The 22,077-nt window shown below is 65.0% G+C and carries 21 protein-coding genes and 1 pseudogene; 10 read left to right on the top strand and 12 right to left on the bottom strand.

All coding sequences use genetic code 11. The annotated features are described in order from the left end of the window. Positions 1-14: 14 nt before the first annotated feature. A complete protein-coding gene (locus FHT09_RS00870) occupies positions 15-791 on the bottom strand; it encodes a LytTR family DNA-binding domain-containing protein (RefSeq protein WP_104607109.1) in 777 nt (258 codons plus the stop codon). Beyond that, positions 788-2,083, bottom strand: coding sequence for a histidine kinase (locus FHT09_RS00865; RefSeq protein WP_181126173.1), 1,296 nt, complete (start codon positions 2,081-2,083; stop codon positions 788-790). The genes FHT09_RS00870 and FHT09_RS00865 overlap by 4 nt, the downstream gene beginning before the upstream one ends. A gap of 306 nt (positions 2,084-2,389) precedes the next feature. Here FHT09_RS00865 and FHT09_RS00860 point away from each other — a divergent pair, with 306 nt between their 5' ends. Beyond that, on the top strand, positions 2,390-3,604 hold the full coding sequence (locus tag FHT09_RS00860; protein WP_104607108.1) for an FAD-dependent oxidoreductase: 1,215 nt from the start codon (positions 2,390-2,392) through the stop codon (positions 3,602-3,604). A 23-nt stretch (positions 3,605-3,627) separates the two neighbouring features. Here the strand turns inward: FHT09_RS00860 and FHT09_RS00855 are convergent, their stop codons facing one another. Continuing rightward, positions 3,628-3,822 (bottom strand): hypothetical protein, encoded by a 195-nt coding sequence (locus FHT09_RS00855; RefSeq protein WP_104536415.1) that lies wholly within the window; start codon positions 3,820-3,822, stop codon positions 3,628-3,630. A gap of 538 nt (positions 3,823-4,360) precedes the next feature. On the opposite strand from FHT09_RS00855, the gene FHT09_RS00850 reads away from it, so the two are divergent. Both FHT09_RS00850 and FHT09_RS00845 read left to right on the top strand, forming a co-directional pair. Then, entirely contained in the window at positions 4,361-4,867 is a 507-nt protein-coding gene (locus tag FHT09_RS00850) for a ferritin-like domain-containing protein (protein WP_104536416.1), read from the top strand. Positions 4,868-5,001: 134 nt separating this feature from the next. Then, positions 5,002-5,901: pseudogene (locus FHT09_RS00845) on the top strand (manganese catalase family protein). A gap of 260 nt (positions 5,902-6,161) precedes the next feature. Here the strand turns inward: FHT09_RS00845 and FHT09_RS00840 are convergent. After that, positions 6,162-6,734, bottom strand: a complete 573-nt coding sequence (locus tag FHT09_RS00840) for a hypothetical protein (protein WP_104607133.1) — start codon at positions 6,732-6,734, stop codon at positions 6,162-6,164. A 263-nt stretch (positions 6,735-6,997) separates the two neighbouring features. Further along, the gene (locus tag FHT09_RS00835) at positions 6,998-10,552 is read right to left on the bottom strand and encodes a CheR family methyltransferase (protein WP_184416811.1); all 3,555 of its coding nucleotides are present in this window, start codon (positions 10,550-10,552) and stop codon (positions 6,998-7,000) included. 207 nt (positions 10,553-10,759) lie between these two features. Between FHT09_RS00835 and FHT09_RS00830 the strand changes: the two genes are divergently transcribed. Continuing rightward, the gene (locus FHT09_RS00830) at positions 10,760-11,143 is read left to right on the top strand and encodes a hypothetical protein (RefSeq protein ID WP_104607112.1); all 384 of its coding nucleotides are present in this window, start codon (positions 10,760-10,762) and stop codon (positions 11,141-11,143) included. On the opposite strand, the gene FHT09_RS00825 is transcribed toward FHT09_RS00830, so the two are convergent. The 3 genes from FHT09_RS00825 to FHT09_RS00815 form a co-directional block, all read right to left on the bottom strand. Continuing rightward, entirely contained in the window at positions 11,137-11,364 is a 228-nt protein-coding gene (locus FHT09_RS00825) for a hypothetical protein (protein ID WP_181141426.1), read from the bottom strand. The genes FHT09_RS00830 and FHT09_RS00825 overlap by 7 nt on opposite strands. Continuing rightward, positions 11,364-12,644 (bottom strand): sigma-54 dependent transcriptional regulator, encoded by a 1,281-nt coding sequence (locus FHT09_RS00820; RefSeq protein WP_181141427.1) that lies wholly within the window; start codon positions 12,642-12,644, stop codon positions 11,364-11,366. The genes FHT09_RS00825 and FHT09_RS00820 overlap by 1 nt, the downstream gene beginning before the upstream one ends. A gap of 558 nt (positions 12,645-13,202) precedes the next feature. Further along, positions 13,203-13,412, bottom strand: a complete 210-nt coding sequence (locus FHT09_RS00815; protein WP_181141428.1) for a hypothetical protein — start codon at positions 13,410-13,412, stop codon at positions 13,203-13,205. A gap of 188 nt (positions 13,413-13,600) precedes the next feature. Between FHT09_RS00815 and FHT09_RS00810 the strand changes: the two genes are divergently transcribed. Further along, positions 13,601-14,467 (top strand): SDR family oxidoreductase, encoded by an 867-nt coding sequence (locus FHT09_RS00810; RefSeq protein WP_104607114.1) that lies wholly within the window; start codon positions 13,601-13,603, stop codon positions 14,465-14,467. Positions 14,468-14,933: 466 nt separating this feature from the next. Here the strand turns inward: FHT09_RS00810 and FHT09_RS00805 are convergent, their stop codons facing one another. Then, positions 14,934-15,578, bottom strand: a complete 645-nt coding sequence (locus tag FHT09_RS00805) for a DUF4142 domain-containing protein (RefSeq protein ID WP_104607115.1) — start codon at positions 15,576-15,578, stop codon at positions 14,934-14,936. A gap of 260 nt (positions 15,579-15,838) precedes the next feature. Here FHT09_RS00805 and FHT09_RS00800 point away from each other — a divergent pair, with 260 nt between their 5' ends. Further along, positions 15,839-17,002: a zinc-dependent alcohol dehydrogenase gene (locus tag FHT09_RS00800; RefSeq protein WP_104607116.1), complete on the top strand. Its 1,164-nt coding sequence runs from the start codon at positions 15,839-15,841 to the stop codon at positions 17,000-17,002. Between the two features lie 75 nt (positions 17,003-17,077). On the opposite strand, the gene FHT09_RS00795 is transcribed toward FHT09_RS00800, so the two are convergent. Further along, on the bottom strand, positions 17,078-17,245 hold the full coding sequence (locus tag FHT09_RS00795; RefSeq protein ID WP_181126177.1) for a hypothetical protein: 168 nt from the start codon (positions 17,243-17,245) through the stop codon (positions 17,078-17,080). 307 nt (positions 17,246-17,552) lie between these two features. Between FHT09_RS00795 and FHT09_RS00790 the strand changes: the two genes are divergently transcribed. Together FHT09_RS00790 and FHT09_RS00785 are read left to right on the top strand one after the other, a co-directional pair. Continuing rightward, positions 17,553-17,885, top strand: a complete 333-nt coding sequence (locus FHT09_RS00790) for a YkgJ family cysteine cluster protein (protein WP_104536423.1) — start codon at positions 17,553-17,555, stop codon at positions 17,883-17,885. A 10-nt stretch (positions 17,886-17,895) separates the two neighbouring features. Beyond that, on the top strand, positions 17,896-18,159 hold the full coding sequence (locus tag FHT09_RS00785; protein ID WP_104607118.1) for a hypothetical protein: 264 nt from the start codon (positions 17,896-17,898) through the stop codon (positions 18,157-18,159). 181 nt (positions 18,160-18,340) lie between these two features. Here FHT09_RS00785 and FHT09_RS00780 read toward each other — a convergent pair whose 3' ends face one another. Both FHT09_RS00780 and FHT09_RS00775 read right to left on the bottom strand, forming a co-directional pair. Beyond that, a complete protein-coding gene (locus FHT09_RS00780; RefSeq protein WP_024938481.1) occupies positions 18,341-18,553 on the bottom strand; it encodes a hypothetical protein in 213 nt (70 codons plus the stop codon). A 268-nt stretch (positions 18,554-18,821) separates the two neighbouring features. Beyond that, complete coding sequence (locus FHT09_RS00775) at positions 18,822-19,733, bottom strand: LysR family transcriptional regulator (protein ID WP_104536425.1); 912 nt, start codon at positions 19,731-19,733, stop codon at positions 18,822-18,824. A gap of 103 nt (positions 19,734-19,836) precedes the next feature. Here FHT09_RS00775 and FHT09_RS00770 point away from each other — a divergent pair, with 103 nt between their 5' ends. Together FHT09_RS00770 and FHT09_RS00765 are read left to right on the top strand one after the other, a co-directional pair. Next, positions 19,837-21,036 carry an MFS transporter gene (locus FHT09_RS00770; RefSeq protein ID WP_104607119.1) on the top strand — a complete coding sequence of 400 codons (1,200 nt, stop codon included), beginning with the start codon at positions 19,837-19,839 and terminating at the stop codon, positions 21,034-21,036. 283 nt (positions 21,037-21,319) lie between these two features. Then, positions 21,320-22,069, top strand: a complete 750-nt coding sequence (locus FHT09_RS00765; RefSeq protein ID WP_181141429.1) for a DUF3348 domain-containing protein — start codon at positions 21,320-21,322, stop codon at positions 22,067-22,069. Positions 22,070-22,077 lie beyond the last annotated feature (8 nt).

Here is a 22,077-nt window from a genome sequence, read left to right as displayed (position 1 = left end):
TGCGATCGGGGGACTTACATGCCGCGGAACAGGCTCATGAAGGGCTGGCTGACGGTGAGCGTTTCGCTGCGCCCGCGCAGTGCCAGCCGACCCTTGCCGGTGTCCTCGCGCACCACCGAGGCGACCGCCTTCATGTTGACGATGGTGGAGCGGTGAATCTGCTTGAACACCTGCGGGTCCAGCACGTCGAGCAATTCGCGCAGCGGCGTGCGCACGATCGCCTCGCCGGCGGCGGTCATCACTGCGGTGTATTTCTGGTCGGCCTGGAAATACGCCACCTCGTCCAGGGCGATCAGGCGCGTCTCGCGGCCGCTGCTGGCGGTGAGCCAGGCCAACGGCGGCGCGGCACCGGCGGCAGCAGGGCGTGCGGACAGGCGCTGCAGCAAGGCCTCCAGCAGCTGAGCATCCGGCTGGCCGGAGGTGGCACGCTGTTGCACGCGCTGCCAGGTGGCCTGCAGGCGCTCGCGGCTGATCGGCTTGAGCAGATAGTCCACCGCGCCGTGTTCGAACGCATCGATGGCGTACTGATCGTAGGCAGTGACGAACACCACCTGGGTACGCGGGCTGACCTCGCGCAGCGCACGCGCCACCTCGATACCGGTGAGCCCGGGCATGCGGATATCCAGAAACACCACATCGGGCTGTTGCGCGGCGATGGTCTCCAACGCGCCGGCGCCGTCTTCGCATTCGCCCACGATCTGCAGTTGCGGGCACACCTGCGCGAGTAGGGTCAGCAGCGATTGCCGCAGCAGCGCCTCGTCTTCGGCGATCACCGCACGCAACGCGCTCATGCCTGCACCTGCGCGGCATGGGTGTGCGCGTCGGGCAGCGGCGGCGGCATGCGTGTGGCCAGCACCTGTGCCGGCAGCGGCAGGCTGATCGTGGCTGCCACACCGCTGGGGAAATTGGACACGATGGCAAAGCTGGCTTGGCCGGCATAGATCAGCTGCAAGCGCTCGCGCAGGTTCTTCAGGCCGATGCCGGTGCCTTGGGTGTGGGTGCCGAAGCCCTGGCCATCGTCGGCCACGGTCAGCGTGGCGTGGTCGTCGACGCGACGCGCCAGGATCCATATCGTGCCGCCGCCGGGCTTGGGTTCCAGCCCGTGCTTGATCGCGTTCTCCACCAGGGTCTGCAACATCATCGAGGGCAGTTGCAGTGCGCGCAGCTCGTACGGCACTTCCACCTGCAGGGCCAGCCGCGTGCCCATGCGGATGCGCAGGATTTCCAGATAGGCCTGGGTGCGTTCGAGTTCTTCGCCCAGGGTGGAGATGGCCCCGTCGGCGCTGGGCAGCGAGCTACGCAGGTACTGGATCAGGTGCCCGATCATGATCTCCGCGCGCGGCGGGTCGGTGCGTGCCAGCACCTGTGCGCTGGCCAGTGTGTTGTAGAGAAAGTGCGGCTCGACCTGGGCATGCAGCAAGTTCAGGCGGGCCACGGCCAATTCCTTTTCCATCACCGATTGCTCGGCCGCGGCCTGCTCGTCGCGACGCTGCTCGCCGACCCGGCGCACCACCGCGCGGTTGATCGCCTCGGCATTCTCGAAATTGCTGCCTTCGTCCACCGCGAACAGGTCCACCCAGGCGCTGGCGTCGGGCTCGCACAACACGGTGACGCTGCTGGTGCCCTGCCCTGGCGCGATCGTCACCAGCACCTGGTTGCGCTTGATCGCAAAACGCGCGAACAGGTTCCAGCGCGAAGGTTGACGTCCTTCATACGGGTCGATGCGGCGCACCTTGGCGCGGATCAGCAGGCTGCCGGGCGCGCATTCGATGTCCTGCACGCGCGGCAGCGCGCGCACCGCCTCTTCGACCACGGCGAAGCTGGCCTGCACCTCCAGCGGCACCTCGATCTGGCGGCGCTGGCGGGTCGACAGGGTGTCGTGATCCAGCCGCCCGGCGATCAGGCGCACCCGTCGCACATGGGTGATCGCACTCATCAAGGCCAGCGTCAGCAGCACCACGCAGATCAGCACGAAGAACGCGCCGGTGGAGCCGAACAGCTGCGCCCACATGATCCCGGCCACCACCAATGCCGCAGCCCAGGCGAACACGATACGTACGATCAGGAAGACGCTGGCAGACACGGGTGGGAGCTCGTTGGATCGGGACGCGGCGAGCATAGCCGGCAAGCGATCGGACGAAAGCCCCGGGCGACGAATGGCTGCCAGCGCGGCCCCAATTGCCCGGATCGCGGTGCGAAACCCGGCCTGGTCGGCCGTGGCAGGTGCAGATGCGCGCGGTATGCTCGGCGTCGGTGACCTTGCGGCATCTGTCGCTGGCGCGCAGCGCGGGGCCTGGCCTGTACGGATCCTGCGCGCCGCGCGCCGCGCGTGGCCGATAGCGCAGCCGCCGTTACCCCGATCACCTTGTCCACCTCGCTCAGGAGTCGCATGCACCGTCGTCATTTCCTGCACAGCGCCGGTCTTGCGCTCGCGGCCGCTTCTACTGGGAGCTGGGCCGCCACCGGCAAGCCTGCCGCTGCGCCGTCTTCGCCACTGCCCGCCGCGCCACCGGGCGCTTCGCCCGACCAGTTCGCCGCTGCGCTGCCGCTGGCGCCGATCCGTGCGGCGGTCGATCGCATCATCGCGATCAACGGCTGCACCCGTCCGTTCCGTGCGCAGGGGCCACGGATCGAGGCCGAGCGCATCGGTCGCAAGACGGTAGTGCACAACTACGGACACGGCGGCAGCGGGTGGTCGTTGTCGTGGGGCGCGGCCGAGCACGCACTGCGGCTGGTGCGTGCCGCCGATGCGGATGCGCGCGAGCTGGCGGTGATCGGCTGCGGCGCGATCGGGCTGACCACCGCGCTGGTGGCGCAGCGCGCGGGCCTGCGCGTGCGCATCTATGCGCGCGAGCGCCTGCCGGACGTGCGCTCGTTCTATGCCACCGGCGTGTGGTCGCCGGATTCGCGCGTGTGCACCAGCGAACACGCCACCGCGGATTTCAGGACCCGCTGGGAAGAGATGGCGCGCATCGCGTTTCGCCGCTACCAGACCCTGCTGGGCCTGCCGGGCGATCCGATCGAGTGGCGCGATGGGTATGCGTTGTCGGATGTGCCGTTCGATCAACCGAGCGCATCGGCCGAAGCGCACGAGCCGGACTACCCGCCGCTGGAGCGCGAACTGCTCGATGATCTCGGCCCGCGCTCGCAACCGGTCGCGCCCGGCGGCCATCCGTTTCCGGTACCGTTCGTGCGTCGCTACAGCCAGCTGACCTTCAACCTCAGTGCGTATGCGCGGCTGTTGATGGACGACTATCTGCAGGGCGGCGGCGAGCTGTATACGCGCAGCTTCGAGCATCCGCGCCAGTTCGGCCAGTTGCGCGAAAAGATCCTGGTCAATGCCACCGGCTATGGTGCGCGGGCATTGCTTGGCGACCACAGCGTCATCCCGGTGCGCGGGCAGACAGCGCGCCTGATTCCGCAGCCGGAAGTGACCTACGGGTTGGTCTGGCGCGGCCACAATCTCAATGTTGTGCCACGCCGCGATGGTTTGCTGGTGCAGTCGCAAGGTGCCAACGATTTCAACAACCCCGATGCCACGCCGGATCACGCAGCGTCCGCAGCAGCGGTCCGCGAGCTGGCACGGTTGTTTCCCTCAGCCTGAGTCAGTTTGCCCGCGCGCTGCGATCAGGACTCGCCAAGCGAGGCCTGCAGCGCGCGGGCCAGTGCGGCATCGCCGCTGACGAGCTCGTCCCACCGCAGCACCACGCCTTTGCGTCGGCCTTTCTCGACCAGCTTCAGACCCCGCGGGTCGACGATCAAGGTATAGGCCTGTTCGCCGATCTGCAGCTCGCGGCGTAGCGGTTTGTCCAACGGCGTCATGGCGATTCCCTGGGCAAGGACGAGCCTTCAGTTGTAGCGCATCTGTCTGCAACGACGTGCATGCCCCGTCGTGCATGCCGCACGTTGCCGGTGCAATCGCTGAGCCAGCATCGACATCCGCGCAGCTGGGATCAACGTCAGCACACGCGCTTGGGTAGTGCGGGATGCGCGGCCGTGGACATGCGCACTGCACGTACGCGCCTCGGCAAGCCGGCATCGGCCTGGGTCAATGCAATGCGACGGCCACGGTTGGGCACTACCGCATCGATCGCCCGCCAATCGCCAGCGCACAGCTTGTGGCACAGGTCGTCATCGCATCGGGATCACCGCATCCACCGATTGCGCTAACACGCCGACGACTAGCTTAGCGACACGCCACACAGCCTGAGCGAGCACGACAACAACGCTGCCTTGCGGCATCGCCTGACCAGGCGATGCCATGCCGGGGTGATGACGCAGCTGGCTCGCAATCGAAGGCAAAGACGCACACACAGTGCATCGCACTGTTTTAACCACTCATCCATCCAAGGAGCCGCCCATGGCGATCAAGACAATTGAAGAGCTTTTCGTCCACGAACTGTCGGACATCTACAGTGCAGAAAAGCAGTTGACCAAATCGCTGCCGCGTCTGGCACGTGCGGCGACCGAACCCAAGCTGGTAGAAGCGTTCAAGCTGCATCTGGAAGAAACCCAAGGCCAGATCGAACGCATCGACCAGATCGTCGAACTGCTCGGCATCAAGCTCAAGCGCATCAAGTGTGCCGCGATGGAGGGTCTGGTCGAGGAAAGCCGCGAGGTGATCGACGAGATCGAAGAAGGCCCCGTGCGCGATGCGGCGCTGATCGGCGGCGCACAGAAGGTGGAGCATTACGAGATCGCCTCGTACGGCACCATCGCTGCGATTGCAAAGCAGTTGGGCTATACCGACGCGGTCAGCTTGCTGCTTTCGACCCTGGAAGAAGAAAAAGCCACAGATGAAAAGCTGACGTTGCTCGCCGAGCAGGGCGGCAATCAGAAAGCAGCCAAGGCCAGCAAAGCGGCCTGATGCATCGCGCGGGCGGCGCTGCCGCCTGCGTTTGTCCGCATCCCGCGGGCAACCCCCACCCGTAGCCAGCCTCAGGTTTCTGCGCGCATGCCGCGTTGCAGTTGTCGCCGGGCGCCAGCCAGGAAATACGATCCATGTTTATGCATAACAAGCGTCTGATGTACACCGTTCGCGTTGCCGAACCCAATCCGGATCTGGCCACGCTGATGCTCGAGCAGTTCGGCGGACCGCAAGGCGAACTTGTTGCAGCAATGCAGTATTTTACGCAGGCATTGGGCGAAGACGATCCGGGTCGCAAGGATCTGTTGTTCGATATCGCCACCGAAGAACTGAGCCACCTGGAAATCATCGGCTCCATCATCGCCATGCTCAACAAGGGCCCGAAGGCTGTGTTATCCGAAGGCATGGATGAGGCCATGGAGATGCGCTCCATGACCTAGAACAGCACCAGCCACACCCAGCAGATCCTCTACGGTGGTGGCCCGGCACTGGTCAATTCCAGCGGGGTGCCGTGGACCTCGGCCTATGTCGATTCGATCGGTTGCCCTACTTCGGATATGCGCTCCAACATCGCTGCCGAAGCACGTGCCAAGGTGGTCTACGAGCGTCTGATCACCGTCACCGACGACCCGGGCATCGTGGATGCGCTGCGCTTCTTGATGACGCGCGAAGTGGCGCATCAGAAGTCGTTCGAGAAGGCGCTGTACTCGATCGAGCCGAACTTCCCGCCTGGCAAGCTGCCGGGGGACCCGCGCTTTACCGACATCTACTACAACATGTCGCAGGGTGAAGGCGATACGGTCGGCCCGTGGAATGCCGGCGAGCAGTGGGACGTGGTGGCAGACCGTGAGCTGCAATCCGCAGTCGACGGTGGCGATGGTTCGGCCACGGTTGCGCTGGATGCGACCCAGACCGAGGCATTGGATGCAATGTCGCTGCGCCTGCTGTCCAATCCGGAACTGGATCGGGTGACCGGTGCAGACCTGGGCGCAGGCCCGGGCGCCGGCTCCACCACCGGCGACATCCAACGCTGATCTTCATCCACAGCGGTTGCTGGCACTGGCCCGGGTCGTTCGCGACCGGGGCTTTTTTATGCGCAACATGATGTGGACAGCAGGCGACAGACAGGTTGTCTCGCGGATGACCATCGCAGCGATGGCGGCGCCCGACCTGCAAAGACCACGCAGTACAGGTGGCTGGATACACGATGCCTGCGCGCGTGCGACGTATTACCGAACGCCCAAAAACACACCGGGCCGACAGGCCTGCTGTTGCCACAGCGTGCCGACGCGCCTCACATCGGTGCGGCGTGCTTGGGGCGCGCTTCGCTGGCCCACTCGGGCCGCACGCCTGCTGCGGTGGTGCAACGCTCCAGCCGCCATGGCATGAGACGACACATCGCCTCCTCGCCGCTGGTCGTCAGCCAATGCGTGGCATCGCCTTGGATGCATAACGGACGCTGGGTCGGCAGGCTGGTCGACGACGCGACCAATAGCGAAAACCCCATCTGCAGGCGGCCGCCGATATCCATGACATTGCGCAGACCCGCCGCGTACGACGCGCCACCGTCCTGACTCAACCAGGTTGCCGAGGTGGCGCCGTCTGCCGATGCACTGCAGGCAAATCCACACAGCGGGATCAGGCAGCGTTGGGTTTCCCAGATGGCCAGGTCGACGCGCCCCAGCCACTCCGGCTCCTGCGTCGTGATCGAACGCTGCTGCCCCGGAGCACGTCGGCCGAAGGTTGCGCGCTCCTCGCGTTTGCCGCCACGGTCGGCAACCAGAATGTCGGCATCGGCACCGACACCGATTTCGACCCAGGCATTGCTGGCAACGCGACCCGACAACTGAAGAATGCGCGTAATCATGTTCACTCCGCCGTACATCTTGATGACAGCAGGAGTTACGCATAATGCGCGCCAAGTTCTTGGCTCCTACGCAGCGGCGCACTGCAACGCTCTTGCATGACGGCAGTGGCATCAACGGCGCTGCGAGGTGCCAATCCGTCGCAACATCTGCACGCACGCGCAGGATTTTCCGTGAAGGGCGCGTCCGGATGCCCGGCATGTCGTACATCGACACAGCAGCGCCTGCCTGAGTGCACACAGACTGCAGGTGAGCGTGCAGTGCGCTACTGGTCGTACAGCGAGGTCAACGGCAACTGGATCTCGCATTCCAGACGTGTATCGCTGAGCTCGTAACGCGTCTGTGCGCCGTGGCTGTACGGCAAGGCGTTTTCGATCAGGCGGCGGCCGAAACCGCCCGCCTGGTCGCGATCGTTTCGCCGTTGCCGGCTGGCGCCTTCTTCGATCCACGACAGCACCAGATGTGCCGAGGCATCGTTGTTGGACACCACGTCCCAGCGAACCGACAAGGTACCGGTCTCTACCGCCAGTGCCCCATGCTTGAGCGCATTGGTGGCCAGTTCGTGCAAGGCCAGCGCCAACGTCTGCACAGTGGACTTGCGCAGCGCCACATCCGGGCCATCCACCACGATGCGCTGTTGATCGGGCTCGGCGCCGAGTGCATCCAGCTCCATGCGCAGCAGTGCGCCGATGGTGGTGGGCACGTTGTCCGACTGCGACAACAGCCCTTGCACACGCGACAATGCAGAGAGCCGGTCATCGAACCTGCCGGCGAATTCCGGCATGCTGTGGCTGGTCTGGACGGTCTGCTTGGCGACCGACTGCACCACGGTGATCAGATTGCGGGTGCGGTGCTGCAATTCGCTGACCAGCACGCGCTGCTCGTCCTGCAGACGGCGCAGATTGTCCGATTCGGTCGAGGTTCCCAGCCACTCCAGCACCTGGCCGCGCTCGTCCAGCACCGGCGCGCTGCGCGTATGGAACCAGCGGTAGCGGTCCTCGGCTGCATTGAACAGGCGGTGCTCCACATCCAGCCCGCCGGTGCGCACGCTGTCGTGCCAGGCATTCAAGGTCAGTTCGCGCTCGTCCGGATGCACCGCCTGCAGCCAGCCCAGCTCCAGGCTCTGGCCATCGCGTTGCCCGGTATACCTGGACCATTGCGGGCTGGACCAGGTCCAGCGGCCGCCGTCGAGCGAGCGCCACACCAATTGGGGGATGCCTTCCATCAAGGTGCGCAGGCGCTGCTCGCTGCTGCGCAACGCGCGCTCGGCGCGCGTCAGCGGGGTGACATCCATGAAGGTCAACACCGCCCCGCCGATGAAGTTGTTGACCGTGCGGTACGGCAGCACGCGCACCATGTAGCGCGCGCGGGTAGCGGGGTTTTCCACTTCGCGGTCCAGTACCGCCAGCGTACGGATCACCCGACGTAAATCGTCCTGCAGCTCGTCGTAGCTCACGTGCAGCTTGATGTTGCTGATCGGCCGGTGGATATCGCTTTCCACCAACGGCAGGATATCGGTGACGGCGGGGGTGAAGTTGGTGACGCACAAGTCGTTATCCAGAAACACGGTGGCGATCTGGGTGCTTTCCAGCAGGTTCTTCAGATCGCTGTTGGCATGCGCAAGTTCCTGCACGCGGTGGGCCAGCTCGCCGTTGACCGTGGTGACTTCCTCGTTGACCGACTGCAGTTCTTCCTTGGAGGTTTCCAGTTCCTCGTTGGCGCTCTGCAGTTCTTCGTTGAGCGACTGATACTCCTCGTTGGAAGACTTGAGCTCCTCGTTGGTGCTTTCCAGCTCCTCGATCATCGACTGCAGCCGCTCGCGCGTCATGCGCAGCTCGTTCTCCAATGCCCGCACGTGCGCGTTGTCGGACACCCTATCTTTCGGCGGTGCCAGCTCGGCCAGTTCGCGCGCTTCCACTTCCTGGAACAACACCACATAGCCGCGCGGCACCTCCGAATCCGAAGTCGGCTCCACGAACAGATCCACTGCCAAGGTCGCCGCATCCTCGTGCATCTGGATGCCCTTGGCCTGCACCGGCGCCATGTCCGCTTCGGCACGGCTGAGCGCGCTGCGCAACTCCAGCCGCAGGTCGCGGTGAACGAGGTTGAGCAGGTTGAGACTGGGCGCACCGCCGCCGGGACGGATGAAACGCCCGGCCTGCGAAGAGAAGTGCAGCACATCGAAATGCTCGTCCAGCACCGCATAGGCCGGTGCATAGCGATCGGCGATGCGCTCGCCGGCACGCACCAGTGCATTGCTGGCACTGCGCTGCTGGCGGGTGGCCGCCGGCGCATGGCCGTCGGGTCCGAGCGAAGACGACGGCAAGGTCGCATGCATGCGGCTGTCGGCATCGATCTTCTGGAACACGCGGAAGCTGCGCTCCACCGGTGCGAACAACTTGGCATGCCGCGAGACGTTCTCGGCGTTGCCCAGGAACAGATAGCCGCCCGGCTTGAGTGCGAAGTGAAACACCGGGATCACCCGATTCTGCAGCTCGGCATCCAGGTAGATCAGCAGATTGCGGCACGACACCAGATCCAGCCGCGAGAACGGCGGGTCCTTGACGATGCTGTGCTGCGAGAACACGCACAGCTCGCGCAGCTGCTTGCTCACCACATAGGTATCGCCTTCCTTGACGAACCAGCGCTGCAGGCGCTCCGGTCCCACATCGGCAACGATGCTGGACGCATAACGCCCTACCCGTGCGATGGCCAGGGCCCGCCCGTCGATGTCACTGGCAAAGATCTGGATGCGCGGTGCCACGTCCAGCGTCTGCGCACGCTCGCGCAACAGCATCGCCAGCGAATACGCCTCTTCGCCGGTGGAACAGCCCAGTACCCACACCCGCAGGTGGTCGCCTGGCTGCTTGCCCTGGAACAGGCGCGGAATCACCTGCTGCTCCAGAAACTCGAACTCGCGACGGTCGCGGAAGAACTGGGTCACGCCGATCAGCAGATCGTTGAACAGCAGCAGCGGCTCGTCGAAGCGGCCGCGCAGCTGCTCCAGATACTGTTCCAGCGTGTCCACCTGGACTACCTGCATGCGTCGCTGTACGCGGCGCAGAAACGTGGCGCGCTTGTACCCGTGGAAATCGTGGCCGGTGGCGTTGCGCAGGATGCTGGCGACCTGGCCGAGCTGGTCGTTTTCGCTGCCCTTGCGCACACCTACCGGCGCCGGATGACCGAAGCGGTGGTAGCGCCGCATATGCGCGGCGATGCGTGCGGCCACGCGCGGCAGCGGCAGGATGTCGTCGCTGATGGCGGCCGGGTTGCCGGCACTGCGCAGATCCATGCCGTGCAACGACGGGTCGTCTACCGCCAGTGCCAGACCGCCGCATTCCTTGATGGCGGCGGTGCCCAGGGTGCCGTCGCCATCGAAGCGGCCCATGATCAGGCCGACCACGTTGCCGTCCTGGTCGTGCGCCATCGAAACGAAGAAGCTGTCGATCAGGCCGTGATCGCTGGCTTCCTCCAACGGACGCAGCCGCAGCCGGCCTTCTTCCAGGGTCACCAGCGTCTGGCTGGGCGGCAGGTAAATGCGTCCGGGATGCAGCGTATCGCCATCCTCCGGTGCCAGCAGCAGGCTGGATTGCGGCCCGAGCAACTCGCGCAGGCGCGGCTCGTCCAGCAAATGGCGATCGCGCAGCAACAGCATGACCACCAGATTGGGCGCGCCGGCGACCGCGTCCAAAAGTTCGGCCAGGCGCGTGGCATCCAGGCCGTCGGCACCGACACCGAGAATGAACAACGGCGGTGGCGCCACGGCGTCGTGCGCAGGGGTCGCTGCCGTGTCGTCGCAGGAGGTGTCGTCGTCGGTCATTGCAGCCATCGCATCAACGGCGCCGGGCGTGAGGCGCAATCGTCAATGATGGCGCAAACCTGCCTCTACTGCTACGCGGCGTCTGCGTGATACATCCGCCTTGCGCGGACCGGTTCTGGAAGCGCCTGCTTACGCGCGGCGTTAACCGACGCGGCGCGCACTATGGCTTGCGCGTCGCCAGACAGCGCCACCGCTCTAGGAGTCCCCATGCTGGACAACCCACTCAACGGCCGTCGCATCCTCGTGGTGGAGGACGACTATCTGCTGGCCGAATCGCTCAACGATCTGTTGGTGGAGGCCGGCGTCTGTGTGCTCGGGCCGGTGGGCAACGTGCCGGAGGCGCTGACGCTGGTGACCTCCGGCCAGAGCATCGACGGTGCATTGCTCGACGTCAATGTGCGCGGCCAACCGGTGTTTCCGGTCGCCGATGCGCTGCTGGAACGCGGCGTGCCGTTCTCGTTCTGCTCGGGCTACGACCGCTACACGCTACCGCCGCGGTTTGCGCACCTGTCCTACTGCATGAAGCCGTACAACCCGCGCACGATCACCGCGCTGCTGAGCAACCAGGCCCAGGCTGCCGAGCACTACTGATCGGTGCTATCGGTTGACAGCGCATCGTCCTGGCGCAGGGCGCGCTCGTCTTCGCCGATTTGATTGAGCAACTCCACGGCCGACTGATGGGTGGTGCGCAAGGTGTCCATGGGTTTGGAGGTTTCGTTGCGCAAGGCGTACAACGCAAAGCCCATCACGTTGAGACGGTTGCGCAACTGATGCAGCAGCTCGCGCCGCCGCCTCTGGGATGCATCGCTCATTACGCGTCCTTGTCACTGAGCCGGTTGTGCAAGGTGCGTACGCTGATCCCCAACTCGCGCGCCGCCGCCTTCTTATTGAAACGCGTGCGCGCCAATGCCGCTTCGATCATGGCGTCCTCGGCCTGGCGCATGGTCCACCCTGCCGGAATCAGCAAGCCGTCTTCGTCGGCCTGCGGCACGGTGTGCACCACCTCCGGCGCGCTCAACAGATCGCCGTCCGAGCGCAGGTACAGATAGCGGATGAACGAGCGCAGTTCGCGCACGTTGCCCGGCCAAGTGTGGTACGCCAGATAGCGCAACAACGATTTGGTCGGCAGCTTGCGGGTGCCGTACTTGACGTTGAGCTCATCGATCACGCGTAGACCCAGCAGACGCGCATCGCCGCGACGCTCGCGCAGCGGCGGTACCTGGATCGGGTACTCGTTGAGCCGGTAGAACAGATCCTCGCGTAGCACGCCATGCTCGCGCTGCACACGCTGATGCGTTGCCGCAATCACGCGCGCATCCAATGGAATTTCCTCGCTGCCACCCACGCGCATGAAGCTGCGCGACTCGATCGCGCGCAGCAGATAGACCTGCAGCCGGGGCGGCATCTCGCCGATTTCATCCAGGAACAGCGTGCCGTCGGCCGCCTGCTCCAGAAATCCGGCATGCCGGCGATCGGCACCGGTGAAGCTGCCGCGCTCGTGGCCGAACAACTGACTGGCCAGCAGCTCTTCGGGAATGGCACCGCAGTTGACCGGCACAAAACGACCGTGACGGCCGGAAACCCGGTGGATCGCGCGCGCAACCAGGTCCTTGCCGGTGCCGGTTTCGCCGGTCACCAGCACATTCAGATCGGTCGGTGCCACGCGGACGATGTCCTTGCGCAACAGCACGATGCTGTCACTGTTGCCGCTGATGCCCAGATTGCCTTGCTGGGCCTCACGCAGGCCGCCGAGCACGCGTTCCAGTCGTTCGGGCGCGAACGGCTTGGTGAGGAATTCGCTGACGCCGAACTGCTGCGCGCGGCCCTGGGTTTCATAGGCGTAATCGCCCGACACCACAACGATCTGCGGCGTGTGATCCGGGTCGAGCCGTTCGATGAGATCGAAGCCACTGCCGTCGGGCAGGCCAACGTCCACCACCAACAGGTCGGGGAAGTTGCTGTCCAGCCAATGGCTGGCTTCGCCAAGGGTATAGATCCCCTTGGCACGGAAGCCGCTATCGGTGGCTAACTCAACCACCTGATCGCAGAACTCCACGTCGTCGTCGATGATGGCGCAGGAAAGACGGTCCATGAGCGCTTCTGTCCGCAATGGCTAGTACATGTTCAGTTGAGAATTGTGACGGCGACGCGAAAAACGCGCCCACACATCACCACGAGATGGCATATCGCGTTCACCGCTGCGCGGCCGTATGGTGCTCGCTCCCCCAAGTCGAGCTCGCCGTAAATGTCTGGCAGAAGTACGCATCGCGGCTGTGGTTTCCGCCAGTGCCAAGCGTCATGGTCGGGGCCGGTAAGCGCTTCGAGTGTGACCACATGCCAAGAAGTGCAGGGTATGTGAGGGACGGTGGGCAGCCTGGGCATGGGGTGCCGTCGGACTGCGCTGGAGATATCAGCTCACTTCCGGCAGGAAGCGACAACTGGGCTGCCCGCTTGAGCCGACCTCGGTCAACCGCTTGACGCGTTGCGCAAGCCCAGCTGAAAGGCCACCGGATGCGTGATGCCCACCCCCACGCGCCAGCCATGAAACACATGTGCGTGGCGTTGGCCGGCCAGCACCGTGACAGCAATGCGGGGTCTGCATGTACCAGGCGCGCACCGCGAATGCCGCCATTGCCGCGCCAAACGCGACTCAGCGCTTCTCGGAGCCGTCTGGCCGTTCGTAATCGTGTTCGGGATCGGCCTTGTTCACATTGCTGTCCTCGTCAGGCATGTCGTGGGCTTTCCGCCCCGCCTCCTCGTTGCGCCGCTCCTGCGGCGTAAACGGCTTTTGCTGGTCGTCGTCCGGGCCCCATGGCTTTTTCGGTTCGCTGCCCATCGTCGTTCTCCTGCCTGTGGTCATGACCCACGCTAGGCCGGCACGCATTGCAGAGCAGTGAACAAAGCTGTGCGATGGCGTGAAGCACCCCTCGAATGCACACGCAGCGCGTCGTCAACACACGCGCTGCCGACATCACCTAGCCCGCACGTTGACGTTTGCGGACGCACACTGTCACTCATTGTGATGCGTCACACCGTCAGGAGAGCAACATGCCCGTACCCAACTACCCACGCCCGCCGTTCAAACCGCAACAGCAGAGCTTTCCGGGGCGTACCGAAAAAATGGATCCGCGCCCGGACCACGGCGAAGACAGTTACGTCGGTCATGGGCAGCTCGCCGGCAAACGTGCGTTGATCACCGGTGGAGACAGCGGCATCGGCGCGGCGGTGGCGATCGCGTACGCCCGCGAGGGCGCCGACGTGGCGATTGCCTATCTCCCCGAGGAGCAGGAAGACGCTGCCAGGATCGGCGCATTGATCGAAAAGGCAGGCGTCAAGGCATTGCTGGTGGGCTGCGATATCAGCGACCCTGCCCAGGCTGCAGCATTGATCGAAGAGGTCGACCGCAACTTCGGCGGCCTGGATATCCTGGTCAACAACGCCGCCTATCAGAAGTATTTTCAGCGCTTCGAAGACATCACCCTGGACGAATGGCGCAAGACGTTCGATACCAATGTGCACGCCGTGTTCCACCTGGTGCAGTTGTCGGTGCCGCTGATGAGCGACGGCGGCTCCATCATCAATACTGCCTCGGTGCAATCCAAGAAACCGACGCCGAACATCCTGCCGTATGCCGCCACCAAGGGCGCGCTGGCCAATCTGACGATCGGCCTGGCAGGCGTGTTGGCCGACAGGCACATCCGCGTCAACGCGGTGCTGCCAGGCCCGATCTGGACGCCGTTCATTCCTGCCGGCATGGATGAGGAGTCGGTGGAAAACTTCGGCGGTCAGACGCCGATGGGGCGCCCCGGGCAGCCGGTGGAACTGGCATCGGCGTATGTGATGCTGGCAGCCGACACCGCCAGCTATACCTCGGGCACGTTGCTGACCATTGCCGGCGGCGCGGTCACGCTGTAACGCCACCCTGCGCTGCGCTTGTGCGCAAAACCCGCCTCGATCCAGCGCCGTGCCGATGTGCAAACCGGATGCGTGCGGGTCGATGGCAACTGTATCCGCAGCGTCGGCCAGAACAGCCTGCGCGAAGAGATTGCGGTGGTCCCGCAGGAGACCGCATCGCATCGGTAACGCAGAAAGGCCGCGTGGTCGAAGACGGCACCTGGCACAGCTACGTGGACTCACGTGGTGTATCTGAAGGCCTGTGGCAGCGCCAGGCTGCCCGATTCGAATCGCTTACACCTGGCGCGCTGTGGCAACCGCCTGGCGATCGGATTGCCTGGCATCAGTCGATGCAGACGATGCGCGGCATGCAGCACGTAGAGCGCACACGCCAATCATACCCATGACGGCAACAGGCAGCCGAAGCTGCCTGTCTGTCTGCTCGCACCACACCTCATCCAGCGTTCAACTGGCAGATTTCTGCCGATCAATGCGACTTGGTCGACTTGGCACGCAGGGACTTGGCATGCTCCAGATGCTGGGCGATGGTTTCGTGGGCACGCTGCAATTCCTTGCCCAGATCGGTCGATCCCGGCTCGCTGGCCAGCTGTGCGTCCAGCAGCGCCAGCGCCTGCTCGTGGCTGGTTATGCTGGCCTGCAGGTACTGGGTTTCGAACTCCTTCCCGTTCAGGCCTTCCAGACGCTTGCGGGTGCCGTCGGCGCGGGTGGATGCAGCCTGCGCCAGGGTGCCGCTACGGTCCGGCGCAAAACGGCTGAGATCGGTCAGTGCCGCACTGTGCGCCTCGTCCATCTTGCGGGCAAACTGTAGCGTCTCGCCCTCAAGTTCCTTCACGACCGCCAGTTGTGCAAGCGTGCGCTCCTGCTCGTTGAACACGGCCAAGGCACCAAGTGCCTGCTTGCGATCGCCGGAGATTGCCGCAACGTTACCGAGCGGATCGCCATGCGGTGGCGTGCTGCCCGCATTGCCCGGCGCGCTCAGTGTCTGCTGCTGAATGTCGCGATCGTTGCTCTTCGGGCTAGCTGCCTCACCGGCTTCGCTCTGACGACGCTGCCACGCCCGGTAAGCCACGTAACCCACCGCACCGGCGGTTACCATCTTCAAAATTCCCATTGCTGTCTCCTGGTTGATCGCATCACGCACGATCGTTGATTGTCGGGTCGCATGGTCGCCATACGCATGACCTGGGAGCGATTCAGCGCGTCATCCGAGAGTGCGAGTGCGTTGGTTATCCAGACGTGACACGCGCATCAACGCCGCGTCGCCAATCGAACGCGTCCACACGGTGCGCACATGCCGTGCTGATCGACTTAACGACGCTCCATCAACACTGCTGAGCGTTGCCGCGTACCGACGGCTTTCCGGAGACACCTATGCTTGCCCTCAACTACCACGGCTCACGCGATGTCCGGGTCGAAACCGTGCCGGACCCGATCCTGGTCGAACGCGACGATCTCATCCTGCGCGTGACGGCCACTGCCATCTGCGGCTCGGATCTGCATCTGTACCGCGGCAAGATTCCCGATCTGCGGCACGGCGATATTCTCGGCCATGAGTTCATGGGCATTGTCGAAGACGTCGGCCCCGACGTGACTGCGGTCAAGCCGGGCGACCGTGTCGTGATCCCGTTCGTGGTGGCCTGCGGGCGCTGCTTCCATTGCATGCTGCAGGAGTTCTCCGCCTGCGAGACGACCAATACCGGCAAGGGTGCAGCCCTCAATCACAAGGACATGCGACCGCCGGCGGCGCTGTTCGGCTTCAGTCATCTATACGGCGGTTTGTCCGGCGGTCAGGCCGAATACGTGCGCGTACCCAAGGCCAATGTCGGGCCGTTGGTGGTTCCTGACGCACTGCACGACGAGCAGGTGCTGTTCCTGTCCGACATTCTCCCGACCGGCTATCAGGCCGTCATCGATGCCGGAGTCAAGCAGGGCTCGACAGTGGCGATCTTCGGTGCCGGCCCAGTAGGCCTGATGGCGGCGGCATGCTGTCGCATGCTGGGCGCCGAGCGCATCTTCATGGTCGACCGGCACGCGTATCGGCTGGACTTCGCTTCCAGGGCCTACGGCGTCATTCCGATCAACTTCGATGAGGTCGACGACCCCGCCGATGTCATCGTGTCGCAAACCGATGGCCGCGGCGTGGACGCCAGCATCGAAGCAGTGGGTTTCGAGGCCGAAGGCAGCACCATCGAAACCGCACTGACCAACTTGAAGCTGGAGGGCAGCAGCGGTGTCGCAATCCGCCAGTGCATTGCGGCAACGCGTCGCTGCGGTGTGGTCAGCGTGCCGGGCGTGTATGCCGGCTTCATCCACGCGTTCATGTTCGGCGATGCCTTCGACAAGGGATTGAGCTTCAAGATGGGACAGACCCATGTGCAGAAGCACATGCCGCATCTGCTGGAATGCATCGGCAATGGCGACCTCAAGCCCAGCGCGATCATCTCGCATCGCATGCCGCTGGCCGATGCGGCGCGCGGCTATGAGCTGTTCGACAAGAAGCAGGATGATTGCCGCAAGGTGGTGTTGACGCCGTAACAGCCGGCAACGCTGCAAATGCAAACGGCGCGGTCGATGACCGCGCCGTTTGCGTTGCTGGCTCGTATGGCCTGGTCAGTCCAGCGGCTTGGCCGGCACGAACGGCGACACCGGATCGCTGGCCGGAAAGGTTTCTTCCAGCGCACCGTCCTGCAAGGCGTCCTGCTTTTCCTTCTCGCTGCGTTGGTCGGCGTGATCGTCGGCCAGATCGGGCGCGGTTGCGTGTTGATGGGCAGTGTTCATGGGATCTCCTGTCGCGTTGATGCGTACCACCCAACGCTAAGGCGGGCTGCCGACGGCACAGGTGAAAGACGTCTTCGCATCGGCACGACAAAGGCAACCGTTTATGGAAACGTCGAATGCATCCGCACGATGCGGCGAGTTGCGCGCGATGTCGCGTACGATCAGTTGACGCACCGCACGGCAACGGCCACCACGTGATCGTCGGGAGTTCTGCGCGCCGCGATTACCAGCCTGCTGCAGCCACGGCGGGGACCGGTTCACACCCCGGCATGCCCAAGGTGTATGGTGCAAGGGCGGCCGGACTCCGGTGTCGCCTTCACTCTATCTGGCCTTCTCCATCAAGAATCTCTGCGAACGCTGCGACGCCGTCTGTTGCCGGCTCACCGTCATGGTCGATCCATCCGACCGCATCCCCAACCACTTGACCAGCGTGACACCGCAAGGTTGGCACGTGATGGCGCGTGACGAGGAAGGCTGGTGCGTGGCCATCGACGCCGCGCGCATGTGTTGTTCGATCTACGACACGCGCCCGGCGATCTGCCGGCGTTTCGTCATGTCCGGGCCGTATTGCCGCGACGTGCGTGCCACCTACGACGACCAACGCCGGCGGGGCATTCCCTTGACGCTGTACAACGCATGAGGATTTCGCCATGAACAACTCCCGCCGTCAGTCGATGACCGTCAGCAATCAGCCGGGCAAGCCGCGTTTGTCCGAGCAGCGTCTGGCTGCCGATCTGGAGGCGTTCCAGCAATCCGGCGGCGCGATCGAGCGTCTGGGCGACACCCCGCTGCGTCGCGACAAGAAGCGCGGCGAGCCCGAGGCCGCCCCTGCCAAGGCAGTCAAACCTGCCGCCAAGACAACCGACGCGTCCGAAGCAGAGACAGCGACACCCGCAACGACCGACGTCGACTAAGCTGCGCATCGCAGTGGCAGCACGCCTGCGGTGTGGCTGTCGCGACTGAAGTTGGTTGATCGGTTGCGCGCTGCGTGCAGACACCGCCGCCGGCTAAAAGCACGGCGCCGGCCATCATCACCTTCGACAATGGCGGCGCACGGTGCGTAGACCGCGTTGCCAGTCATCAGGCAGTGGTGAGTTACAGCAGCTGCGCGTGCTTGGTCGCGCCAAGTCCCTGCGCCAGGGAAGCCATTTCGTTGGCCAGTGTGATCAGGTCGCCGCCGGCTTGCGCGGCGAGGGTCATGATGCGTTGATACGCGTCCCAGAAGTCCGGCCCACTGCCATAGGCATCGTGGAACCCTTGCAACTCCAGGACCATGAGATCGGACACCTGCATGTCGCAGCGATCCATTGCGGTCACCTCGTTGGGGAGTCGTCCCCGGACGGCAGACTACACGCGTTCACCTTACAAAACAGGGTCGGCCGTAAGACAGTGCAGTCGTAGCTGAATTGGTCAGAGAGGCACGCGCAGACCGGCGTGATGGCGCTCGATCGTGCCCGCTATTGCGTGGGCTGGCATGTGCGCCAGCCCGAACCTGGCGCTGCATCGCGCCAAGTCGATGCACGCCGTGCGCAACCGCTGCCGCGATCACGCACGACACCCACGCCAGGCGCCGCACTCACGCCGCATCCTGCAAGCCCTGCTGCAGGCATTCCAGCAACCGGCTCAGCTTGGGCAGCAACTGGCGCGCGCGCATCCACACCAGATGCAGCGGCAGGCCTTCGGTGTCGCACTGCGGCAGTACCGCGACCAGGCTGCCGCGTTGCAGATGCCGATCGATCAGCCAGGTCGGCAGCTGTGCGATGCCCAGCCCGGCCACCACCGCATCCACCTGCGCCTCGGCATTGCCGAACACCACCCGCGCGTCCACCGCACGCTGTTCCACCGGCCCTGCGCCATGCCGCAGCAGCCACGGGCTACTGCTGCCATCGGCCTTGCCATAGAGCACTGCATCGTGCGCCAGCAATGCAGCGATGCTGTCGGGCGTGCCGCGCTGCGCCAGGTACTGCGGAGCGGCGCAGAACACGCGTTTTTCATGGCCCAGATAGCGATGCCCCAGGCTGCCATGCCAGTGATCGGGCCCGCCGATGCGCACCGCGATATCGATGCCTTCTTCGGCCATGTCGACGAAGCGATCGGTAAACGAAATGACCGGTTGCAGGCCGGGATAACGCTGGAAGAACGGCAGCAGCACCGGCAACACCTTGTGCCGGCCAAAGCTCACCGGCAGGTCCAGCCGCAGCCGGCCGGTGGGCGCCTGGCCTTCGGCACGCAGCACGTGTTCGGCCTCCTCCAGCTCGTCGAGCACCTTGACGCAGACCCGGTAGAACGCCGCGCCGGCGTCGGTGAGCGCCAGCCGCCGGGTGGTGCGTGCGAACAGGCGCACGCCCAGGCGCGTCTCCAGGCGCGCAATGGCCTTGCCCACTGCCGAGCTGGTCAGGTTGAGCCGCTCGGCGGCAGCCGTAAAGCTGCCGGCATCGGCAGCGCTGACGAAGATATCGATGCCTTTGACGCGTTCGGATGGATGCATGGAGGCGCATTCAAGAACTGGAGTCCGCAATGTACGGAGAATACTCCCGATATACGACCTTAATTCTTTCCTATGATGACCAGCCCACACTGCGGCGCATGCCATGTCTGCTGTCGGCTCCACCCCCTCCCTCTCTTCCGGCACCGCGGCGCCGGCCGCTGCGCGCAGCGGCCTGGCGATCTTCATCCTGGCGTTTGCCGCGTTCGTGATCGTCACCACCGAGTACCTGATCGTCGGGCTGCTGCCCGGCCTTGCACGCGACATGGACATTTCCATCTCCGCCGCCGGCCAGCTGGTGACGTTGTTCGCCTTCACCGTGATGCTGTTCGGCCCGCCGCTGACTGCGTGGCTGTCGCATCTGGATCGCAAGCGCCTGTTTGTCGTGATCCTGCTGGTGTTTGCGGTCTCCAACGCGGTGGCCGCGCTGGCGCCCAATATCTGGGTGCTGGCCTTTGCCCGCTTCGTGCCGGCGCTGGCGCTGCCGGTGTTCTGGGGAACCGCCAGCGAAACCGCCGGGCAACTGGCCGGGCCGCAGCACGCCGGGCGCGCGGTGTCGCGGGTGTATCTGGGCATTTCGGCGGCGCTGTTGTTCGGCATTCCGCTGGGCACGGTGGCGGCCAACAGCATCGGCTGGCGTGGCGCGTTCTGGATCCTGGCCGCCCTGTCGCTGGCGATGGCCGCGGCGCTGGCGCTCTGGATGCCGACGGTGGCCCGCAGCGAACGGGTGAATCTGCGTCAGCAGGCCGGCATCTTCGGCGAGCGCTTCTTCCTGGCCAATGTGGCCTTGTCGGTGGTGGTCTTCACCGCCATGTTCACCGCCTACACCTATCTGGCCGACCTGCTGGAACGCAGCGTGGGCGTACCGGCGGCGAACGTGGGCTGGTGGCTGATGGGCTTCGGCGCGATCGGCCTGATCGGCAACTGGCTGGGCGGGCGGGTGGTGGATCGCTCGCCGCTGCGTGCCACGGCGGTGTTCCTGCTGCTGCTCGCGCTGGGCATGGCCTTGTGCGTGCCGGTGGCCAAGACCGGCGTGCCGCTCTATCTGACCCTGGCGGTCTGGGGCATCGCCTACACCGCGCTGTTTCCGATCAGCCAGGTGCGGGTGATGAACTCGGTGACCCACTCGCAGGCGCTGGCCGGCACCACCAATGTGTCGGCGGCCAATGCCGGCATCGGCATCGGCGCCATCATCGGCGGGCTGGTGATTCCGGCCTGGGGGCTGGGCAGCATCGGCTATGTGGCCGCGGCGGTGGCGCTGCTGGGCGTGGTGCTGATTCCCTTGGTACATCGCGCCCGAGGTTGAGATGTCGCGTTGCGGGCCAGGCATATCCGGCCCGCAGCGTTGGTCGCGCTCGCTGTGCATGATCACGGGAGCGCGCTAGCCAGATACCGCTACGGATGGACGTGCTCTTTGGGCGCTGCGCCCGCTGGATCGCAGCGCTGCACGCTGCAATCGCGCGCACGCCCCCACACCAGGCCGGCTGAATGCCGCCAGGGCCGGCCTGCTTCGCAGGCCCGCAGCTGCCCATGCAAAGCGCCGAACGGCGCAGCTTCCCGTGTAAAATGCGCGGTCTTTGACCGGAACAATGGCGAAAGCTTCTCCACGGGCGCCCCTGTCGGGCCCGGCGTTCATTCGCCTGCTTGCTCGCCTCACCGATGCCCACGTTGCCCAGTCCAACCATGCGCTCGCCGACCGGCTCAGCCAATGGATCGACTGGACGCGCGCGGTCGCCGTGTCCAAGGCGCTGGATGGCAAGCTGCCGGAGATCGACGCGCTGCCCGAGACGCGCAGACTCGACACCGAGGCCTGCGCCCGTGTGCGCACGGGACTGGCGACCAGCAGCGTGGTCGAGCTGGATGCCGTGGTCGTGCGCGTGCGTCGCGATGCGCGCAGCGCCACCGCTGCCGACAGCGACGCAGCGGCAGCGGTGCCTGCGCTCGACTACGCCCCGTTCCGCCAGCACTACCTGGCAATGCAACGCGCGATGCGCACCGCCACCGGCGACCTGCGTGGCCGCCTGCGCGACATGCTGGCCCTGGAGTCCGGCGAAATGGCGCGGCTGGCCGAGGTGGATGCGGTGATGGAGCTGACCTTGAGCCCGCGCGAGCAGACCCTGCTGAATCATGTGCCGAACCTGCTCGGCGCGCATTTCGAGCGGCTGCGCGATGCCGCGCAGCCGCAAAACCCGGCACCCGACGGCGAGGCCGCGCCACGCGCGGTTTTCGACGGCTGGCTGGATGTGTTTCGCAAAGACATGCAGAGCGTGTTGCTCGCCGAACTGGATGTCCGTTTTCACCCGATCGAAGGCCTGCTCGCAGCGCTTCGTACCCGCTAACTGGGACC

Origin of the sequence: Xanthomonas sp. CFBP 8152 (assembly GCF_014199025.1) — a bacterium.
Classification (GTDB): Bacteria; Pseudomonadota; Gammaproteobacteria; order Xanthomonadales; family Xanthomonadaceae; genus Xanthomonas; species Xanthomonas arboricola_B.
The sequence above is the reverse complement of the archived record's forward strand: the minus strand, read 5'-3'. Positions and strand labels throughout refer to the sequence as shown.